17 protein-coding genes are annotated in these 15,326 nt (G+C 38.2%); 15 read left to right on the forward strand and 2 right to left on the reverse strand.

The window, feature by feature from the left end; all coding sequences use genetic code 11:
- The coding region (locus L1068_RS11900; RefSeq protein ID WP_237130449.1) for a hypothetical protein at positions 1-464 on the forward strand (464 nt) is incomplete at its 5' end.
- A 46-nt stretch (positions 465-510) separates the two neighbouring features.
- Here the strand turns inward: L1068_RS11900 and L1068_RS22140 are convergent.
- Together L1068_RS22140 and L1068_RS11910 are read right to left on the reverse strand one after the other, a co-directional pair.
- Positions 511-1,638 carry a glycosyltransferase gene (locus tag L1068_RS22140; protein WP_237130450.1) on the reverse strand — a complete coding sequence of 376 codons (1,128 nt, stop codon included), beginning with the start codon at positions 1,636-1,638 and terminating at the stop codon, positions 511-513.
- Positions 1,628-2,857 carry an oligosaccharide flippase family protein gene (locus tag L1068_RS11910; protein ID WP_237130451.1) on the reverse strand — a complete coding sequence of 410 codons (1,230 nt, stop codon included), beginning with the start codon at positions 2,855-2,857 and terminating at the stop codon, positions 1,628-1,630. Before L1068_RS11910 ends, L1068_RS22140 begins: the two co-directional genes overlap by 11 nt.
- A 154-nt stretch (positions 2,858-3,011) precedes the next feature.
- Here L1068_RS11910 and L1068_RS11915 point away from each other — a divergent pair, with 154 nt between their 5' ends.
- The 14 genes from L1068_RS11915 to L1068_RS11980 all read left to right on the forward strand — a co-directional run bounded on the left by L1068_RS11915 (position 3,012) and on the right by L1068_RS11980 (position 15,171).
- Positions 3,012-4,187 carry a DegT/DnrJ/EryC1/StrS aminotransferase family protein gene (locus tag L1068_RS11915; protein WP_237130452.1) on the forward strand — a complete coding sequence of 392 codons (1,176 nt, stop codon included), beginning with the start codon at positions 3,012-3,014 and terminating at the stop codon, positions 4,185-4,187.
- Complete coding sequence (locus tag L1068_RS11920; RefSeq protein WP_237130453.1) at positions 4,187-4,780, forward strand: sugar transferase; 594 nt, start codon at positions 4,187-4,189, stop codon at positions 4,778-4,780. The genes L1068_RS11915 and L1068_RS11920 overlap by 1 nt, the downstream gene beginning before the upstream one ends.
- The gene (locus L1068_RS11925) at positions 4,777-5,400 is read left to right on the forward strand and encodes a NeuD/PglB/VioB family sugar acetyltransferase (protein WP_237130454.1); all 624 of its coding nucleotides are present in this window, start codon (positions 4,777-4,779) and stop codon (positions 5,398-5,400) included. Before L1068_RS11920 ends, L1068_RS11925 begins: the two co-directional genes overlap by 4 nt.
- Positions 5,401-5,433: 33 nt before the next feature.
- Positions 5,434-5,823 carry a type II secretion system major pseudopilin GspG gene (gene gspG, locus L1068_RS11930; protein ID WP_237130455.1) on the forward strand — a complete coding sequence of 130 codons (390 nt, stop codon included), beginning with the start codon at positions 5,434-5,436 and terminating at the stop codon, positions 5,821-5,823.
- Positions 5,820-7,478, forward strand: coding sequence for a type II/IV secretion system protein (locus tag L1068_RS11935; RefSeq protein ID WP_237130456.1), 1,659 nt, complete (start codon positions 5,820-5,822; stop codon positions 7,476-7,478). Before gspG ends, L1068_RS11935 begins: the two co-directional genes overlap by 4 nt.
- Positions 7,478-8,686 (forward strand): type II secretion system F family protein, encoded by a 1,209-nt coding sequence (locus L1068_RS11940; protein ID WP_237130457.1) that lies wholly within the window; start codon positions 7,478-7,480, stop codon positions 8,684-8,686. Before L1068_RS11935 ends, L1068_RS11940 begins: the two co-directional genes overlap by 1 nt.
- Before the next feature lies 1 nt (position 8,687).
- A complete protein-coding gene (locus L1068_RS11945; RefSeq protein WP_237130458.1) occupies positions 8,688-9,080 on the forward strand; it encodes a type II secretion system protein in 393 nt (130 codons plus the stop codon).
- Positions 9,062-9,496, forward strand: coding sequence for a prepilin-type N-terminal cleavage/methylation domain-containing protein (locus tag L1068_RS11950; protein WP_237130459.1), 435 nt, complete (start codon positions 9,062-9,064; stop codon positions 9,494-9,496). The genes L1068_RS11945 and L1068_RS11950 overlap by 19 nt, the downstream gene beginning before the upstream one ends.
- A 2-nt stretch (positions 9,497-9,498) precedes the next feature.
- Complete coding sequence (locus L1068_RS11955; protein WP_237130460.1) at positions 9,499-10,194, forward strand: prepilin-type N-terminal cleavage/methylation domain-containing protein; 696 nt, start codon at positions 9,499-9,501, stop codon at positions 10,192-10,194.
- The gene (locus L1068_RS11960; protein WP_237130461.1) at positions 10,172-11,062 is read left to right on the forward strand and encodes a type II secretion system protein GspK; all 891 of its coding nucleotides are present in this window, start codon (positions 10,172-10,174) and stop codon (positions 11,060-11,062) included. Before L1068_RS11955 ends, L1068_RS11960 begins: the two co-directional genes overlap by 23 nt.
- Positions 11,063-11,078: 16 nt before the next feature.
- Positions 11,079-12,131 carry a hypothetical protein gene (locus L1068_RS11965; protein WP_237130462.1) on the forward strand — a complete coding sequence of 351 codons (1,053 nt, stop codon included), beginning with the start codon at positions 11,079-11,081 and terminating at the stop codon, positions 12,129-12,131.
- Positions 12,132-12,722 carry a GspMb/PilO family protein gene (locus L1068_RS11970; RefSeq protein WP_237130463.1) on the forward strand — a complete coding sequence of 197 codons (591 nt, stop codon included), beginning with the start codon at positions 12,132-12,134 and terminating at the stop codon, positions 12,720-12,722.
- 62 nt (positions 12,723-12,784) lie between these two features.
- Entirely contained in the window at positions 12,785-13,153 is a 369-nt protein-coding gene (locus L1068_RS11975; RefSeq protein ID WP_237130464.1) for a hypothetical protein, read from the forward strand.
- Entirely contained in the window at positions 13,150-15,171 is a 2,022-nt protein-coding gene (locus L1068_RS11980) for a secretin N-terminal domain-containing protein (RefSeq protein ID WP_237130465.1), read from the forward strand. Before L1068_RS11975 ends, L1068_RS11980 begins: the two co-directional genes overlap by 4 nt.
- Positions 15,172-15,326: the final 155 nt, after the last annotated feature.

Genomic DNA, 15,326 nt, shown 5'->3' on the forward strand with positions numbered 1-15,326 from the left:
AGTATTCCATCGAATCTTTTGAAAAGCAAAGTGTTTGGCTTGGTGGGGGGATAGATGTTGCTTGGTTAGCTTCAGCTGATGTCAATGGAGATGGAGCAGACGATTTATTGCTAAATGAGTTTTGTAAACTTGAAGAAGAGTATAAACTCAGTTGGGCAAAAAATGTAGATGATAAAAATAGTTTAGACTTGATTCATTATCAAAACTGTTTACAGATATCAGAAAATAATATTGAAGATCTGGATGGAAACGATCTTTTTGATGTTGTGATTGACAGATATTGTGACAAAACAGGTCCTATTATTTTTAAACAGACATCCGTTAATGTGTTTAACAAAGAAAGGCCTAGTGAGCAATGTCATCCCCTTTCACTGATACGAGTGGGAGATATGGATGGAAACGGCAGTTTAGATACGTTAATACTCAACAAAAATAGAGATAAGTTAATTCAATACCTGCGGTAAGGTATGAGCAGTGCTTCTTACTTTTATTGTAAGAAGCACTATTTGTTCACTCTATATTCGAATAAGTTTCAGTTAATGCTTTTGATATTGTGCTGTGAGAGTATTTTGAAGATGCTAATAGCATAAGGTTCTTTTTGTTAATTGAGCGTTTAAGGCATATCTTTATTGACTCTGCCATCGAGCTTTCAGATAGATTACAGAGAATACCTAGCTCATCAGAGTTTATTATCTCTGGTATTCCACCCACATTCGGAGCTACTACAGGAAGACCGCACGCCAGTGCTTCAATTAACACCACGCCAAAAGTTTCATAATCGCTACTTAGGCAAAATAATTCAGCTTGATTCATAAGCGTAGCTATTTGAATTTTGTTTTGCGTTCCAAGAAAGTAAACTCTATCCGATAAGCATAGCGACTTTACGAGGTTGCCTAGTTGCTCCCGTAATGGTCCGTCACCAACAATGACCAAATTTAGGTGATTGTTTGATTTAGCAACGATTGAGAAGGCGTTAATTAAACGCTCATGGTTTTTTATCGGTACTAGGCTGGCTACATTCAATATAAACTTGCCAAAATCAGATTTGCCAACGCTAAGTACTTGAAACTCAGAGCCAACAATATTGGGAATGCATTGAAAGTTAAGGTGAAACATTTCTTCAAGCGTGTTACATAATGATTTACTCACGGCTAGACAGGCGTTTGCATTTTTAAAGGCACTGCGAGCTACCTTGTGAAAATAGGGCGTAATTTGATTGTTTGCAAAATGAGAGTAGTGTTCTGTAATCACGTATGGAATGCCATATTTTTCTTTCGCCCAAATGGCCGCACCAGCCGCACTATAAACATGCACATGGATCACATCGGGTTTACCACAGGCTTTAATGTATCGCTTAATTAGGCGTGTTGTGAGTAGCGTTCTAATTTTATGATTCAACGATTGCAGCTTTGGCACAGCAGGGAAGCAAAGTTGTATTTCATTATTGGTTTCTAACTGGTCGATGTATGAAATATGTTTAAGCTCTGAAATACGTAATAAACAAAAAGAAACGACACCAACGGTATGGCCAAACTCTCGTAAGGAGTTGACTTGAGACTGGAAAAAAGTACCTGCCACTGAATTAGCTGGATTCGGATAATTGACCGGTAAAGCGAGAATGTGTTTTTTATCGTTCACAGTTTGACCTTTTAATTAATGTGCGATACCAATAGAGCTGTACAGCGACAATAATACTACCAATAGCGGAAAAGTATTGAACACTATTTAGAAAATTAAGCTCAAAAAAACCGCAGATAGTGATCGTACCTAATGAAATAATTCCGTAGCCTATTTCAAACAGCAGTGCCATTTTTTGTTTATTTCGTAAAATGGTAATAAACGAAAATGCACCTGCAATGGTGCGAAACAAAAACCAGGGAGATAGTGCGATAATTATATAAAAGGTCGATGACCAGTTTTCACCTAAAAGTAAGGTAATCATTTGCTTGCCAAAAATAAAGAAGATCAGTAGTCCAATAGAAAAAAACGCGACTAAGATAGCTAAGATTTTTTTGGCTAAACGCCACTGCTCAATGTGGCCGCCTTGTTTAAAACGAGTCGCGAATTGTTTATGTAATATTTTGTTTGTAGCTACCGTAACAAAGCTAATAGGAGTACCTACAAGTCGGTTAGCCATAGAATACAAACCAACATTAGCAGCCGAATAAAATGCGGAGAGAATGTAAATCGGTGTTTGTAGTGTTAGCATATTATACAGGGTGTGAGGGGCAAGATACTTCAGGTTATTCGCATTTTTTTTAAGTGCATAAAGTACATTGCGCTTACTAAATTTAGATAAAAATTGTTTCATTTTATACAAGGCATAGAGCGCAATAAATAAATGACTAAGAAAGAATCCCCAAATTTGTCCTGCATGACTTATATTGGCTAATACAATAGTAAGTGAGACTAGTAAAAGAGACTTTAAAACAATTACAAAGCCTAATTTATTCATCTGCTCAGCCCATATTAAGTAGTTTTGAAAGGTATTAAAAATAGCCCAAAATAACCCAGTAATAATGCCTAATAGAAGGTAGTGTTTCGCTTGAAATATTAATGAAAAAGCACCATAGAAGACGCAAAGAATCATTAACATAGTCAGTGCTAATAATGTGATTAATTGGATGTTTGCGCGAATCTCTCGTTGGCTCTTTTTAGCAGTCAATAGCGCAACCTCAGCACGCAGGCTAAATAGCACAGACGAGATAGCTGCGGTTGCTAAATAAATTGCAAAATCAGCAAAATCGTGTGGTGAATAAAGCCGAGAAAATAAAGGAAGCGCCAGTAGAGGAAGAAGCTGTGCAATCGCTGTACTATTAACAATTTTTGAAATATCTAATAGAATTTTTTTGATCACGAGGAGGGTGGAGTTTTAAAGTTTAAAGCCTGATTCTACCTAGTTTTCAAATAAAATCATAATTTATCTGGTACTCACCACTTTCCATCGTATATCTCGCTATTTAAGCTGTGTTATTATGGCAAACTATGAATAGTATGTAGTAGAGATTTAAATGCTAAACACGTCATTTAGTCCTTGGCCTTCATTTACGGAAGAAGAAGCGAACGCTGTTAAAAATGTTTTATTATCCAATAAAGTAAATTATTGGACGGGTAATGAATGCCGAGAGTTTGAAAAGGAGTTTGCGCACTTTTCCGATTCGGACTTTGCGATAGCCGTTAGTAATGGTACGACAGCGTTAGAGTTGGCGCTTAAAGCTATTGATATTCAGCCAGGTGATGAGGTGATTATTCCCCCTCGCACCTTTTTAGCAACAGCAAGTAGCGTTGTTACTTGGGGTGGCATACCTGTTTTTGCAGATGTTGAGCAAACCAGCGGTAATATTTCAGCTGCATCAATCAAACAAAAAATTACTAAAAAAACGAAAGCGATTATCGTTGTGCACTTGGCTGGTTGGCCATGTGAAATGGATGAGATTTTGGCGCTAGCCAAAGAGCATGATTTAAAAGTAATCGAAGATTGCGCCCAAGCACACGGTGCGAGATACAAAGGGCGTTCCGTTGGTAGTATTGGTGATATCGGCTGTTGGTCATTTTGTCAGGACAAAATCATGACCACAGGCGGTGAAGGTGGCATGGTAACAACAAATGACAAATCACTTTGGCAAAAAATGTGGTCGTTTAAAGATCACGGCAAAGATTTTGATGCTGTTTATAACCAAGAGCATCCGCCAGGTTTTAGATGGTTGCACAATAGTTTTGGCACCAACTATCGTATGACTGAAATGCAGGCGGTTATTGGTCGTATTCAACTGCGTAAAATGGACGCGTGGTTTGCGGCAAGAAATAACAATGCAGCAGCAATACTTTCGTCACTACAAGGTATCAACTGCATTGATGTCCCTGTATACCCTGAAAATATTGATCATGCGCAATACAAGTTGTATGTCTATGTAAATCAGGATGAGTTAGCACAAGGCTGGACACGTGATCGAATTGTTGACGAAATAAATGCGCGTGGGGTGCCTTGTTATCAGGGCAGTTGCTCCGAAGTGTATCTAGAAAAAGCGTTTGATAATACGAACTTTAAACCTGAGGCACCGCTTAAAACGGCTAAAAAAGTGGGAGAAACTAGCTTGATGTTTTTAGTGCACCCTACGCTAAGTGCAGCCGAAATCATTCAGTCTTGCGAAATCATTTCTGATGTTTGTCAAAGTGCGAGTAAATAATGTTAAAGCGTTTATTTGATATATTCGTCGCGTTGACCTTATTAATCTTACTATTACCGGTCTTGTTGGTTGTGGCGTTACTTATTCGTATCAATCTGGGTGGGCCTATTTTATTTAGTCAGGACCGCCCAGGTTTAAATGGCAAAATTTTCAAAATGTATAAGTTTCGCTCAATGAGTAATGAGCGAGACCAACACGGCAACCTGTTGCCTGATGAGGTTAGACTAACAAAATTTGGCAAAGCGCTGCGTGCCTCTTCGCTAGATGAATTGCCAGAATTGGTGAATATTCTTAAGGGGGATATGAGCTTAGTTGGGCCAAGACCACTACTTGTTGAATACTTACCGCTATATAACCAGCAGCAAGCTCGTCGCCATGAAGTTAGACCTGGCATTACTGGGTGGGCTCAAGTAAATGGCCGTAACAGCGTAAGTTGGGAGCAAAAGTTTGACCTTGATGTGTGGTATGTTGAGAATCAAAGTATCTTGTTAGATATCAAAATTTTGTTTATGACCTTTTTCAAAGTAATTAAAAAGGACGGAATTTCTCAGGCGCAGCATGTAACGGCAGAAAAATTTAAGGGAACCAAGTGAAGCTTTATGTTGTCGGAGCAGGTGGTCATGGTTTGCAATGTGCTGAAACTGCAGAATTACTAGGCTATTCAGTTGTATTTTTAGATGATCGAAAAAGTGAAATGAATGGGCTAATTGAAAAGTGGACCATTGAAAGCACGGTTGATACTATCCCTGAATTAAAGAAACAAAGCCATTTCTTTGTTGCAATAGGTTGTAACAAAACAAGGCAAAATATTACTGAGCTTATTTTGAACTGTAATGGTAATTTAGTTACCCTACAGCACCCAAGCGCTATCGTGAGTGATAATGCAACGATAGAAAGTGGTGTTTTTATTGCGCAGGGGGCGATAGTTAACCCATTTGCGAAAGTTGCGTGTGGTGCGATCATTAATACCGGCGCAATTATTGAACATGAATGTAAAGTTGGGGCGTATAGCCATGCATCGCCGTCATCTGTAATGCTTGGTAATAGCGTACTTGAAAGGTGTGCGTGGCTGGGCGCAAAAGCGGTGTTATTTCCAGGTAAAACGGTAAAAGAGTACACAACAATTGGCGCCAACAGTTTAGTAAACCGCGATACAAAAAGTAATACTGTTTATATCGGAAGTCCAGCCCGTGAGCTGGTCAAAAAGTTATAAATTTGAACAAATAGAAATTAGAGGAATTTTGAAGTGAGATCGTACAATAAAGGCTTCTCGTTAGTTGAGTTATTGATAGTAATGATTATTATTGGTTTGCTGGCGTCTCTAGTTGGTCCTGCCATGTTTGGTAAAGTTGATTCATCTAAAGTAAAAACTGCACAAGCGCAAATGCAGCTACTTGCCACCGCCATCGATACTTATCGCTTAGACAATGACGCTTTTCCAGAGTCTTTAGAAGGATTAAGAAAATCTTCAGGCCCGCGTTGGGATGGTCCTTATTTACCTAAAGATGTACCGCTAGATCCTTGGGATAACCCTTATTTTTATCAACAACAAGGTAATTCATATACACTAATGAGTTTGGGTCGTGACGGAAAGCAAGGTGGTGAAGAACTTGATTCGGATATCGTTTATCAATGAGTCAGTTACTAGAATTTATAAATCATGGCAAAGCTGACAAAAACCAGATTAGCCAGCATGATTTAGACGAGTTTTTGCAGGGGCATCAATCTGATTTAGAAACGGCTTTACTATCAATGTCAGGTCGCTCAGAAGATGAACTGTTAGAATTTTTGGCAGAAAAAAATCAGTTAGAGTGCATTCGTTATGAAAAAGCGGGTTTCTATATTGATGAATCAAAAATCAATGAAGCGCTAAAGTTAAATTTAAATTGGAAGTTTCTCTCTAAATTTAGCTGGTTACCATTGGGGGTTGACGAGTACTTAACTATTGTTACTAACAAGCCATTTAATCTAGAAGCGTCAAACTATCTAAGCTACAGCGGTTTAAAATATAAGGTTGTTCTTGCGCCTGAATCTTTATTGCAGCGCGTTTTGGGGATCTTTGAGCAAAACCGCCAACAGGCAATGTCAAATGTCGTTGAAGTAGAAAAATTAAGAGCTATGGCTCTTGAAGCCCCTGTAGTTAACTTAGTAAATACACTTATTAACAGGGCGCTAGATGCGGGTGCATCAGATATGCATATTGAGCCAGTTGAGTCAGGCGGTAGAGTGCGCGTTCGTGTTGACGGCATTTTACAAAAATTAGATGACATTCCTCACTCACTGTTACTTCCTGTTGTATCACGTATTAAAATTTTAGCTGCGATGGATATTGCGGAAAAGCGTCGCCCACAAGACGGTAAAATCGCTTTGCATGGGCGTAGTATTGATATTCGAGCCTCGGTGTTGCCGCTCAATAATGGCGAAAGCGTGGTAATGCGATTCCTAGTTAAAGGCTCGCTGCGTTTTGATATGACTCAATTAGGTTTTGAAAAAGATACCATTGATCTTATAAACGAAGATCTGAAAAAAACGGCCGGTGTAATTTTGATGACTGGCCCAACGGGTTCAGGTAAAACAACCACGCTTTATTCTTTCTTACAGCAGTTAAACAGTAGTCACGAAAAAATCATCACACTTGAAGATCCTGTAGAATACGAACTTGAGGGTATAAACCAAATTCAGGTGAATGGCGATATCGGTTTTGACTTTGCTGCGGGCTTGCGCAGCATTGTTCGTCAAGATCCAGACGTCATCATGGTCGGTGAAATACGTGACGCCGAAACAGCGCGCATTGCAATGCAATCGTCACTAACCGGTCACTTAGTGTTTAGTACCGTACACACTAATGATACGCCAAGTGCGTATATCCGACTTATAGACCTTGGTGTTGATGAATTTCTGTTAAATGCTTCTGTGATCTCAATCATTGCACAACGTCTTGTCAGAAAACTATGTCCACATTGTTGTGAAGACGACCCTAACGCGACAGAGATCATCCGTAAAGCCAACCTTGAGCAGGTAGTTCAAAGTCTGGGAAGAACGGATATTACAATTAAACGCGCTGTCGGTTGCTCGCATTGTAATGAAAGTGGCTACAGTGGCCGTTTAGCTTTAATCGAATATTTACCAAACAATAACAGTATTAAAGCGCTTGATAAGAATGCTTCGTTCACTTTAAAAGCCACTGATTATATGCAGCAAAGTGGTTTAAGAACGCTTTATCAAGATGGCTTGATTAAAGTAGTTTCAGGGCAGACAACAATCGAGGAAGTGATTAGGGTTGCTGGCTGATGGAACGTTTTAAAGTTACATATTTAGATGGCAATGGTGGCAAGATCGAAAAAGAGATGTATGCGCACCATGAGTCAGAAATTCTAGAACAACTGAGTGAATCTAAATTCACTCCACTGACTATTAAAAAGGCAAGTAAAAGCGTTGTCGAGCTGTTACGCGGCGACGGCGTATCTAAAGCCACTATTGAAACCTTTATTACTAATTTAGCAAGCTTACTTTCAAGTGGCATTAATTTAGATAAAGCACTCACACTGCTTAGTAAATCAGCAGATACAGCCTCATTAAAGTCTTTGATCAGTGTGCTGCAAAAAGATGTTAGAGGTGGTGAAACATTTGCGAACACACTTGCTAAACATCCGGAATATTTTGATTCATTAGTTATTAACCTTGTCAAAATCGGTGAGAGCACAGGGCGGTTGGACGATGTGTTAGTTGACTTAAGTGAACAGCTAAAATTCCAACAGAAGATTGCATCGCAGATTAAGCAAGCTGCTATCTATCCACTTATTATCGTCGCGATTTGTGTTATTTCCGTTTTGTTTATTCTAGTTTCTGTAGTGCCACAATTATCGGGAATGTTAGAACAAGTTAAAGATCTCCCAGGGTACACCGTTGCATTAATGACTGCTTCTGAGTTTGTTCGTAGCACTGCCGGCATTATAAGTTTAGCCGCTTTTGTAGTGATGACGATGTTTACTATTTTTTCACAGGCGAAAGAAATAAAAGCGTTTAGAGCAAGTCTTTGGCGAGTGTTTCGCAGCTTGCCAATTATAAACTCCATGCAATTTTTAACTATGCAGTTAAGGTTTTCATCGGCAATGATGGCAACACTCAGAGCTGGGTTATCATTAACTGACGCCGTTGAACTATCTGCAAACACCCTGCCTGATGAGGATGTTAAGTCAAAATTGCATGAAATTAAACGACGTATCCAATCTGGTGAGCCATTAGCTGGTTCAATGGAAGAAGCATCATTATTTTCATCAATGGAAATCGGTTTTATTGATGTGGGTGAAGAAACGGGGGAGTTAACAAAAGCCTTTACTGAGATTCAACAACGTAAAAGCTTTGAGTTTGACACTCGTTTAGCCTCGCTACTAAAACTACTGGAGCCGTTATTAATTCTAATAATGGGGGTGATAGTTGGTGGCATCGTCATAATTATGATGTTAAGTATTATGAGCGCTCAAGATGTAGGTCTATAGCGTGGGCTGGCAAAAAGGGATCTCACTACCTGAGATGTTAGTTGTACTAATTATCTTGTCAGCATCAATTTCATTGGTTGCGCCGCTGACAATAGATCGCTTAGAAAAAAACGAAATTAAGTTTGAAAAAAAAGAACTTTATCTATTGTTTAAGCGTCTACAAAAGCATGCAAAATGGACCGGTGCCGCAGTTGAGGTTAAAGCTCAACAACATAACTTACAAGTATACTCCAATGGTGAACCGCTGCAGGCGAAGCGATTTGAAAAGCTCCTGTTTGATAAACAGTCGTTAATCATAAATGCAAAAGGCTATCCAGAGCGTTGTACAATAAAAATTAAAGAACCAAAAGAAAGTTTAGAGGTAGTTTTTTCTGAATGTACAACAAAAAACTAGGCTTTTCATTAATAGAATTACTTGTTGCGATATCTATTTTATCTATGGCAATTGCATTGGCGAATGTTGTTTACGCTAATTACGTTAATAGCGATGCAAGATTTGCCCGTCAAGCATTGCTTTACTCTAATTTGAGCGAAGCTGCTGACTTTGTTAGGGCGCGTTTTAAGCGAGGTGAAGAAACCGGTGCTGTAGATGTGTCTGGTTTGCATTGTCGTTGGAATTTAATTGAGCGAACCGCAAGTAAGCGTAAAGTTCACAATGTTGAAACTGGCGCGGTTGCAGAGTCAGGAGAAACATATTATTTAAATACGATAGAGATTTCTTGTTCAGCTGATGGGCGTGAAATTGACACAATAAAAATTAAAGTGCTGACCTACAACTTACTCTTTTATGATACGGGAATTGACCTTTAGTTATGCGTAGAAATTCAAAAGGCTTTACGCTAATAGAAACATTAGTAACAGTCACTGTACTAACGTTGTTGTTAGGGTTAGCTTATCAATCAATGAGTGTGTTTATCGCAGCAACAAATAAGTCCAGTTCGCGCTTTTTTGAGGTTGAACAAGTTGTTGAATTGAAGTTAAAGCTAAGAGCATCGGTTCGCTCCATGCTTGATTACTATGTTAAACCAGACCCCACTAAGCCTAAAGAATTGTATTTGTATAACAGAGACAACGTTTTGCGCTTTGTATCATTGAGTTCATTCTTTTTCGATGACAAAACAGAGGTTGCAATACAAATGGCGGCGAAAAACGTTGATAGCCAGGTTTTTATCGAAGTAACAGAATGCCCTATAGCAGAGTTTCTACCTTTAAGTCTTGAACAGAATTTTTTAGTTACGGAAAATTGTCGGCAGCAATCGTATAAACTGCCTTTTACTTCAGTGGTGTTTAACGTTGCTTTAGCTACCTCGAGCAGAGAAAAACAAGAGTTTGATTTAACTAGAGGTTTTGCAGAAACATTTAAAGCAGGGTCAGAGCTGGATCACCTATTACCTGAAGCTATAAAATTGCAATTTGAAGGTGAGCAAAAAACAGAGTGGTCTTTTTTAACAGTGATAGAAAACAGAATGAAATACTTGGAAGGGTATGGCTCAACGATCAATATATAAAAGTAGCCAAGGTATTGCGTTAATATCTGTTTTACTCGTTTTTACTATTCTGGCATGGGTAGTAAGTTATTTTCTGTCGCAAACCAATGCGCATTTGAATTTAATGGAAAATATAAAAAACAAGGTGAAGGCTGAGATTGAAGTTGACTCACTCATTGATGAAGTTTATTTCACCCACTTAACAAGTGAATATATAGATAAAAGTGGCTTTGAACAATGGAATTATAGAGGACAGGCATTTTCACCCCTACAAGGCTTAACTATTACAATTCAAGACACACAGGGAAAGCTAAGCCTTGGCGGTTTAGATAAAGGTATGCTTAGTCGGTTTTTAGCTCAACAAGGTGTTGAAGCACCTCAAATAAGGCATTTCCTCGATTGTATTGAGGATTGGCAGGATGGAGATTCATTAAAGCGAATGAATGGTGGGGAAGAGGATTGGTATATCCAAAACGAGATGCTACCGCCTCGTAATGGCAAGATGCAAACGGTAGGGGAACTCGAAGCGGTATGCGGTTTTCCAAAACAGCAGCGCGACATTTTGTATAATAACTTAATTTTGACTGGTGATGGTGGATTTAGCCCATTGTTTGCAAGCAAAGAATTGATTATGGCAAGCACACTTGTTGATGACAGAAAGGAAACGCTAATCGCACTTAGAGAGCAACAGGGTGATAAAAAAATAAGCGAAGTCTATAACCAAAATTCTTCGCAAATAGGTGCATATCAGTACAATATTTCCGATGTTATTGAAATAAAACTTGAGTATAAGCTTGGTCAAGTGCTCACAAAGAGAAATGTTGTGATCAGTCATAGATTAGGGTATAACCCAAGACCAATTATCCAGTACTGGCATTGGTCTGAGTAAGGCGGTAGGCTTCACGTTGTTTAAAGATTACATAAAGAACTTTATTAACTCACGTACGTATGTTTTTCGTGATAACAAATTAACGCATTTAAAAACGGGCAATGCTGCAGAGCAGGTTAAACAAGTCGCGTTGGTTTTAGTTGGCAGTCAATATATTGTAGAAATAAACTCCTTTTTTAAAGTTAAAAAGTATAAAGAGTTGACTGAAGCTGCTAAGTACTTCGCTGAGCAAAATAAGCCATTTAATGATTATCAATATTGGTTAGTCACAAATAAAGTCAATAACGGGTATTTTGTTACTTTTTGTTTCATTCAAAACGGCATAGTTAATACGTTACGCGATTCTATGAAGTCGGGTGGACTAGTTCTACCAGAGCGTGTAATTGCTGCTAACTTCATTAAAGAAAAGCAAGTATTAGATGTTGAAGGTGAGACATTTATCTGGGATGTGAATTACGCTTTACGATACGCTCAGTATAATAACCCGTTAATCAATATTGCTTGTGCTGACTACGAACAGGTAACCCTAAGCAAAAATACGTTCAATCAAACGCTTTTAATGCACCTTGATTGGCGAAAGTTTGCGCCATATCTAAATAAATTTAAGTTTTCCGAGCGCAATAAACCGAAAATAACTGTAGGTAACCTTCTTAATGTGACTGCAGCAGTTACCTTATATCTAATGGTGTCTTCCGCATACCTTTATCTAGTTGATGCAAAAGTTTCTAGAGAATTTGAAAAAAATAAAGAATTGATTACATCAGTAAAAAAGCAACGCGGTGAGTTAAAAGAGCTCGAAAATAAAGTATCGTTATTGAGTGCTCCATTTAAAGATTACCGTGAAAAGTATAAAGCGTTTTCAGCACTGCCGTTATCTACTGATTATGAACTAACCTCGATTGTTATTAATAATGATGACATAGGTATTAGAGGGAGTGCCAAAAGTGCGACAGAGCTATTTCAAGCATTAGCTGAACATGAGCAGTTGAAAAATGTTGAATACCGCACTCCTGTTCGCCGTATAGGTGAGCAGGACCTTTTCTCAATTAGTTTTAATGTGGTGAACTAAATGAAGTTATTAAGCTTAGGTAGTGAAGATTTAGCTTCAAAATTAAGCATTTCAGTTAAACAGTTAAAGCTATTTGGTTTTTGTATTGTTTTACTTTTGATTAAATTTATTGTTGTTCCTATTGTTGAGTGGCAGGCTGAAATTAAAGAAAACATTGATTTTTATTCATTACAACTTCGTGATGAAGTTGAGATTGAAAAAAATAAAAAAGCAATTCAACAAGCGTTAACTGACACAAAAGATAGTGCAGCACGTTTATCCCCTTACTTTTTTAAAGACATTACTAGTTCACAAGCACAAATACAGTTGACAAAAAAAATTGAGCAGGCTGTAAAAGATAGAAATATGGAGCTTGTTTCAAAAGGTAGTACTGAACTCGTTGAAAATGAACTTTACCGTACGCTTGAGTTCAGATTTGAGTTTCAGGGCTATGCTAAACAATTACAAGAATTTTTATTCTGGATGGAACAGCAACAACCTCTCGCCGTTGTTCAGGAAGTGTCTGTTCGTTCGGTACGAAGTACGTCATACACAACAATGAGAATACGGGTCCACTATTTTTTATTAAAACCAGATGAGGCAACTTCGTGAACAGAGTTATAGCATTTGCATTGTTGCTACTTTTTGCGCTTGATTTTGTATTGAGGGTCTTTGTGTCACATAGTAATGAGAAAGAGTGGGAGCTTAATATTGCAAATATCGAGGTTTTTGCACATAAGAGCCATGAGCAACCAACATTTAATGAACACTTGTTTGGCTTCATAGAGCCAGAAGCACCTCAAGAACCCGAAGTAGCAATAACCGAGGAAGTCGTTAAAGAACCTCCGTTTAACCCAGTAATTAGAGCCATTTACACAAGTCCAACGCCTTATGTAATAGTTGCGCAGACTAACGAAGGTCCGTCAATTAAATTAACGTTGGGTGGTGTTTTGCTTGGGCATTCGTTAGTGTCAGTTGATGCAACAAAGGTGACTTTCGAAAAGCAAGGTAATAAAAAAATATTTAGGATGTTTAAAAAATGAAGAGTTTAGGTCTTTCAAGTCAGAAAGTTATATCTTTAGCTGTTTTATTGGCGCTTTCAGGTTGCGTTGCGACAGATGAACCTTATCAGGTACAAAAATCGCCAATGGCAACAAACAGCGTTGATACAGCTGATAAAGAAGAATTACGCTCTTCGGACGAGCCTGAAACTAAACTAAGTGAATTAAATACAGTACCAGGTGCAGGTGTTACTCCGCCCGATGTTAAAAAGGTCAATTCACCAAAGTTTGATAATACTCCTGTTACAATAAAAGCTAACTCACTACCAGTTGCGGAATTTATACACACTGTGTTTGGCGAGTTACTTAGTTTAGATTATGCGCTTGATATGAGTGTTAAAAATTCAGGTAGAAATGCAACCCTCAACATTGATAAACCAATGGCGAAGTCGAGATTGTTCCAGTTGGCCCAAGATTTGTTACTGCAAAATAATATTTCATTTGATGTTAAAAATGACGTTTATTTCTTTGTAGCGCATTCACCGAACCAAAAAAAGGGGTTTAATTTAGGGGTTGGCCGAGCCGCTGTTGATGTACCTGAAGTAACCGGTGATATATTACATATCGCACCATTATATTTTGCCGATTGGCGTTCACTATCCCGTGTTGCAACACAATTAACGACCGCGAAGTTAAACTATATGAAAGAAAGAAACGCGGTATTAATTTCAGGCTCTAGAGAGCAAATATTACAGGTCATTAAAATAATCAATGCGTTTGACAGGCCTTCAGCAAAAGGGCGTCATATAGGAATCATTGATCTGGTTTATATTTCACCGCAAGAGTTTAAAGAACAACTTGAAGAAGTTTTTAAAATTGAGGGTGTTCAGATTGTTACTAATGGCAATCAAGAAGGAACTGTGGCAATAACACCTATGGCGAGGCAACGTTCTGTACTTATTCATTCGGCTTCGGAACCTGTTTTTGAACGAGTAATGTACTGGGCATCAAAGTTAGATATTCCAAGCACTTCAGATGGAAAACGCTATTTTACCTACTTTCCTCGCAATGTAAGTGCGGTCGATATGGGGCAGAGTTTAGGTACCTTGTTTGGGCTTAACAAGGATGCAAAAAAAACGGGGAGATCATCGAGCAGTGATAGTTCGACTGCTGGTTCTGCAGAAGTTGAAATTAAAGATTTATCAATGGCGGTTGATGAAATTCAAAATGCACTTGTGTTTTATGCAACACCTTCAAAGTACCATGAAGTGCTAGAGTTGATTAATCAGTTAGACGTTATGCCTGGGCAAGTATTAATTGAAGCCGCGGTAGCTGAGGTTACGTTGGAAGGAAACTTCAGTAAAGGCATTAATTGGACTCTTAATAGTAGTAATGTCAGAGATAAGAGTAGTTCCGTGCTTAGTCTTGCAGATGGTTTAAGTTACGTTATTAGTGGCTTAGATTTTAATGCCACCCTTAGTTTTCTTGAGTCGAACTCTAAAGTAAACATTGTTTCTCGCCCTCGCTTGTTAGTGAGAGATGGTAAGGCTGCATCGATGAATGTAGGTACTGAGGTACCTGTTATAACACAATCGGTGTCTGAGGTTGAAAGCTCTGATAAAGTACTACAAACAGTACAATACAGATCCACAGGTGTCTCTTTACAAGTAACGCCTACAATTAACGCAAAAGGTGTTGTATCGCTTTCTTTGTCTCAGAGCGTTTCTGAGGCCGGTGAAAACAAAAGTTCAACGATTGACTCGCCTATTATTTTGAATAGATCATTTAATACTGAACTATTAGCATTAAACGGAAAAACAGTTGTACTTGGTGGTTTAATAAGCGAAAATACTTCGAGCGGTAGTTCAGGTGTGCCGTTTTTAGCTGATATTCCTATTTTAGGGAACTTGTTTAAAAACAGTAATCAACGAAAAAATAGAGTTGAATTAATTGTGATGATTACACCTCGAATTATTACAAAACAGCAAGATATTGATGACGTAATTGAAGTATTTTCTACTGAATATCAAAATATGTCAGTACCTGAAAAACTTAATTAATTTTGCTTTGCGTTTGTAGTGGTTTAGAATGGATATCTAAATTAGTTAATAATAAAGTTTGTTAACACTTAGATTATATCGTTAATAATTTAAATTTGGCTTGAAATTTAGCGTGTTTAGCTATATAAAATAGCATGCTGATAGAAGTCAGATAA

Origin of the sequence: Pseudoalteromonas sp. MMG024, assembly GCF_021654175.1 — a bacterium.
GTDB lineage: Bacteria > Pseudomonadota > Gammaproteobacteria > Enterobacterales > Alteromonadaceae > Pseudoalteromonas.

Bases quoted from the DNA above. Each gene is read 5' to 3' on its own strand.
- L1068_RS11915 (WP_237130452.1), top strand. From the start codon at position 3,012: ATGCTAAACACGTCATTTAGTCCTTGGCCTTCATTTACGGAAGAAGAA.
- L1068_RS11920 (WP_237130453.1), top strand. From the start codon at position 4,187: ATGTTAAAGCGTTTATTTGATATATTCGTCGCGTTGACCTTATTAATC.
- L1068_RS11935 (WP_237130456.1), top strand. From the start codon at position 5,820: ATGAGTCAGTTACTAGAATTTATAAATCATGGCAAAGCTGACAAAAAC.
- L1068_RS11940 (WP_237130457.1), top strand. From the start codon at position 7,478: ATGGAACGTTTTAAAGTTACATATTTAGATGGCAATGGTGGCAAGATC.
- L1068_RS11950 (WP_237130459.1), top strand. From the start codon at position 9,062: ATGTACAACAAAAAACTAGGCTTTTCATTAATAGAATTACTTGTTGCG.
- L1068_RS11955 (WP_237130460.1), top strand. From the start codon at position 9,499: ATGCGTAGAAATTCAAAAGGCTTTACGCTAATAGAAACATTAGTAACA.
- L1068_RS11960 (WP_237130461.1), top strand. From the start codon at position 10,172: ATGGCTCAACGATCAATATATAAAAGTAGCCAAGGTATTGCGTTAATA.
- L1068_RS11970 (WP_237130463.1), top strand. From the start codon at position 12,132: ATGAAGTTATTAAGCTTAGGTAGTGAAGATTTAGCTTCAAAATTAAGC.
- L1068_RS11980 (WP_237130465.1), top strand. From the start codon at position 13,150: ATGAAGAGTTTAGGTCTTTCAAGTCAGAAAGTTATATCTTTAGCTGTT.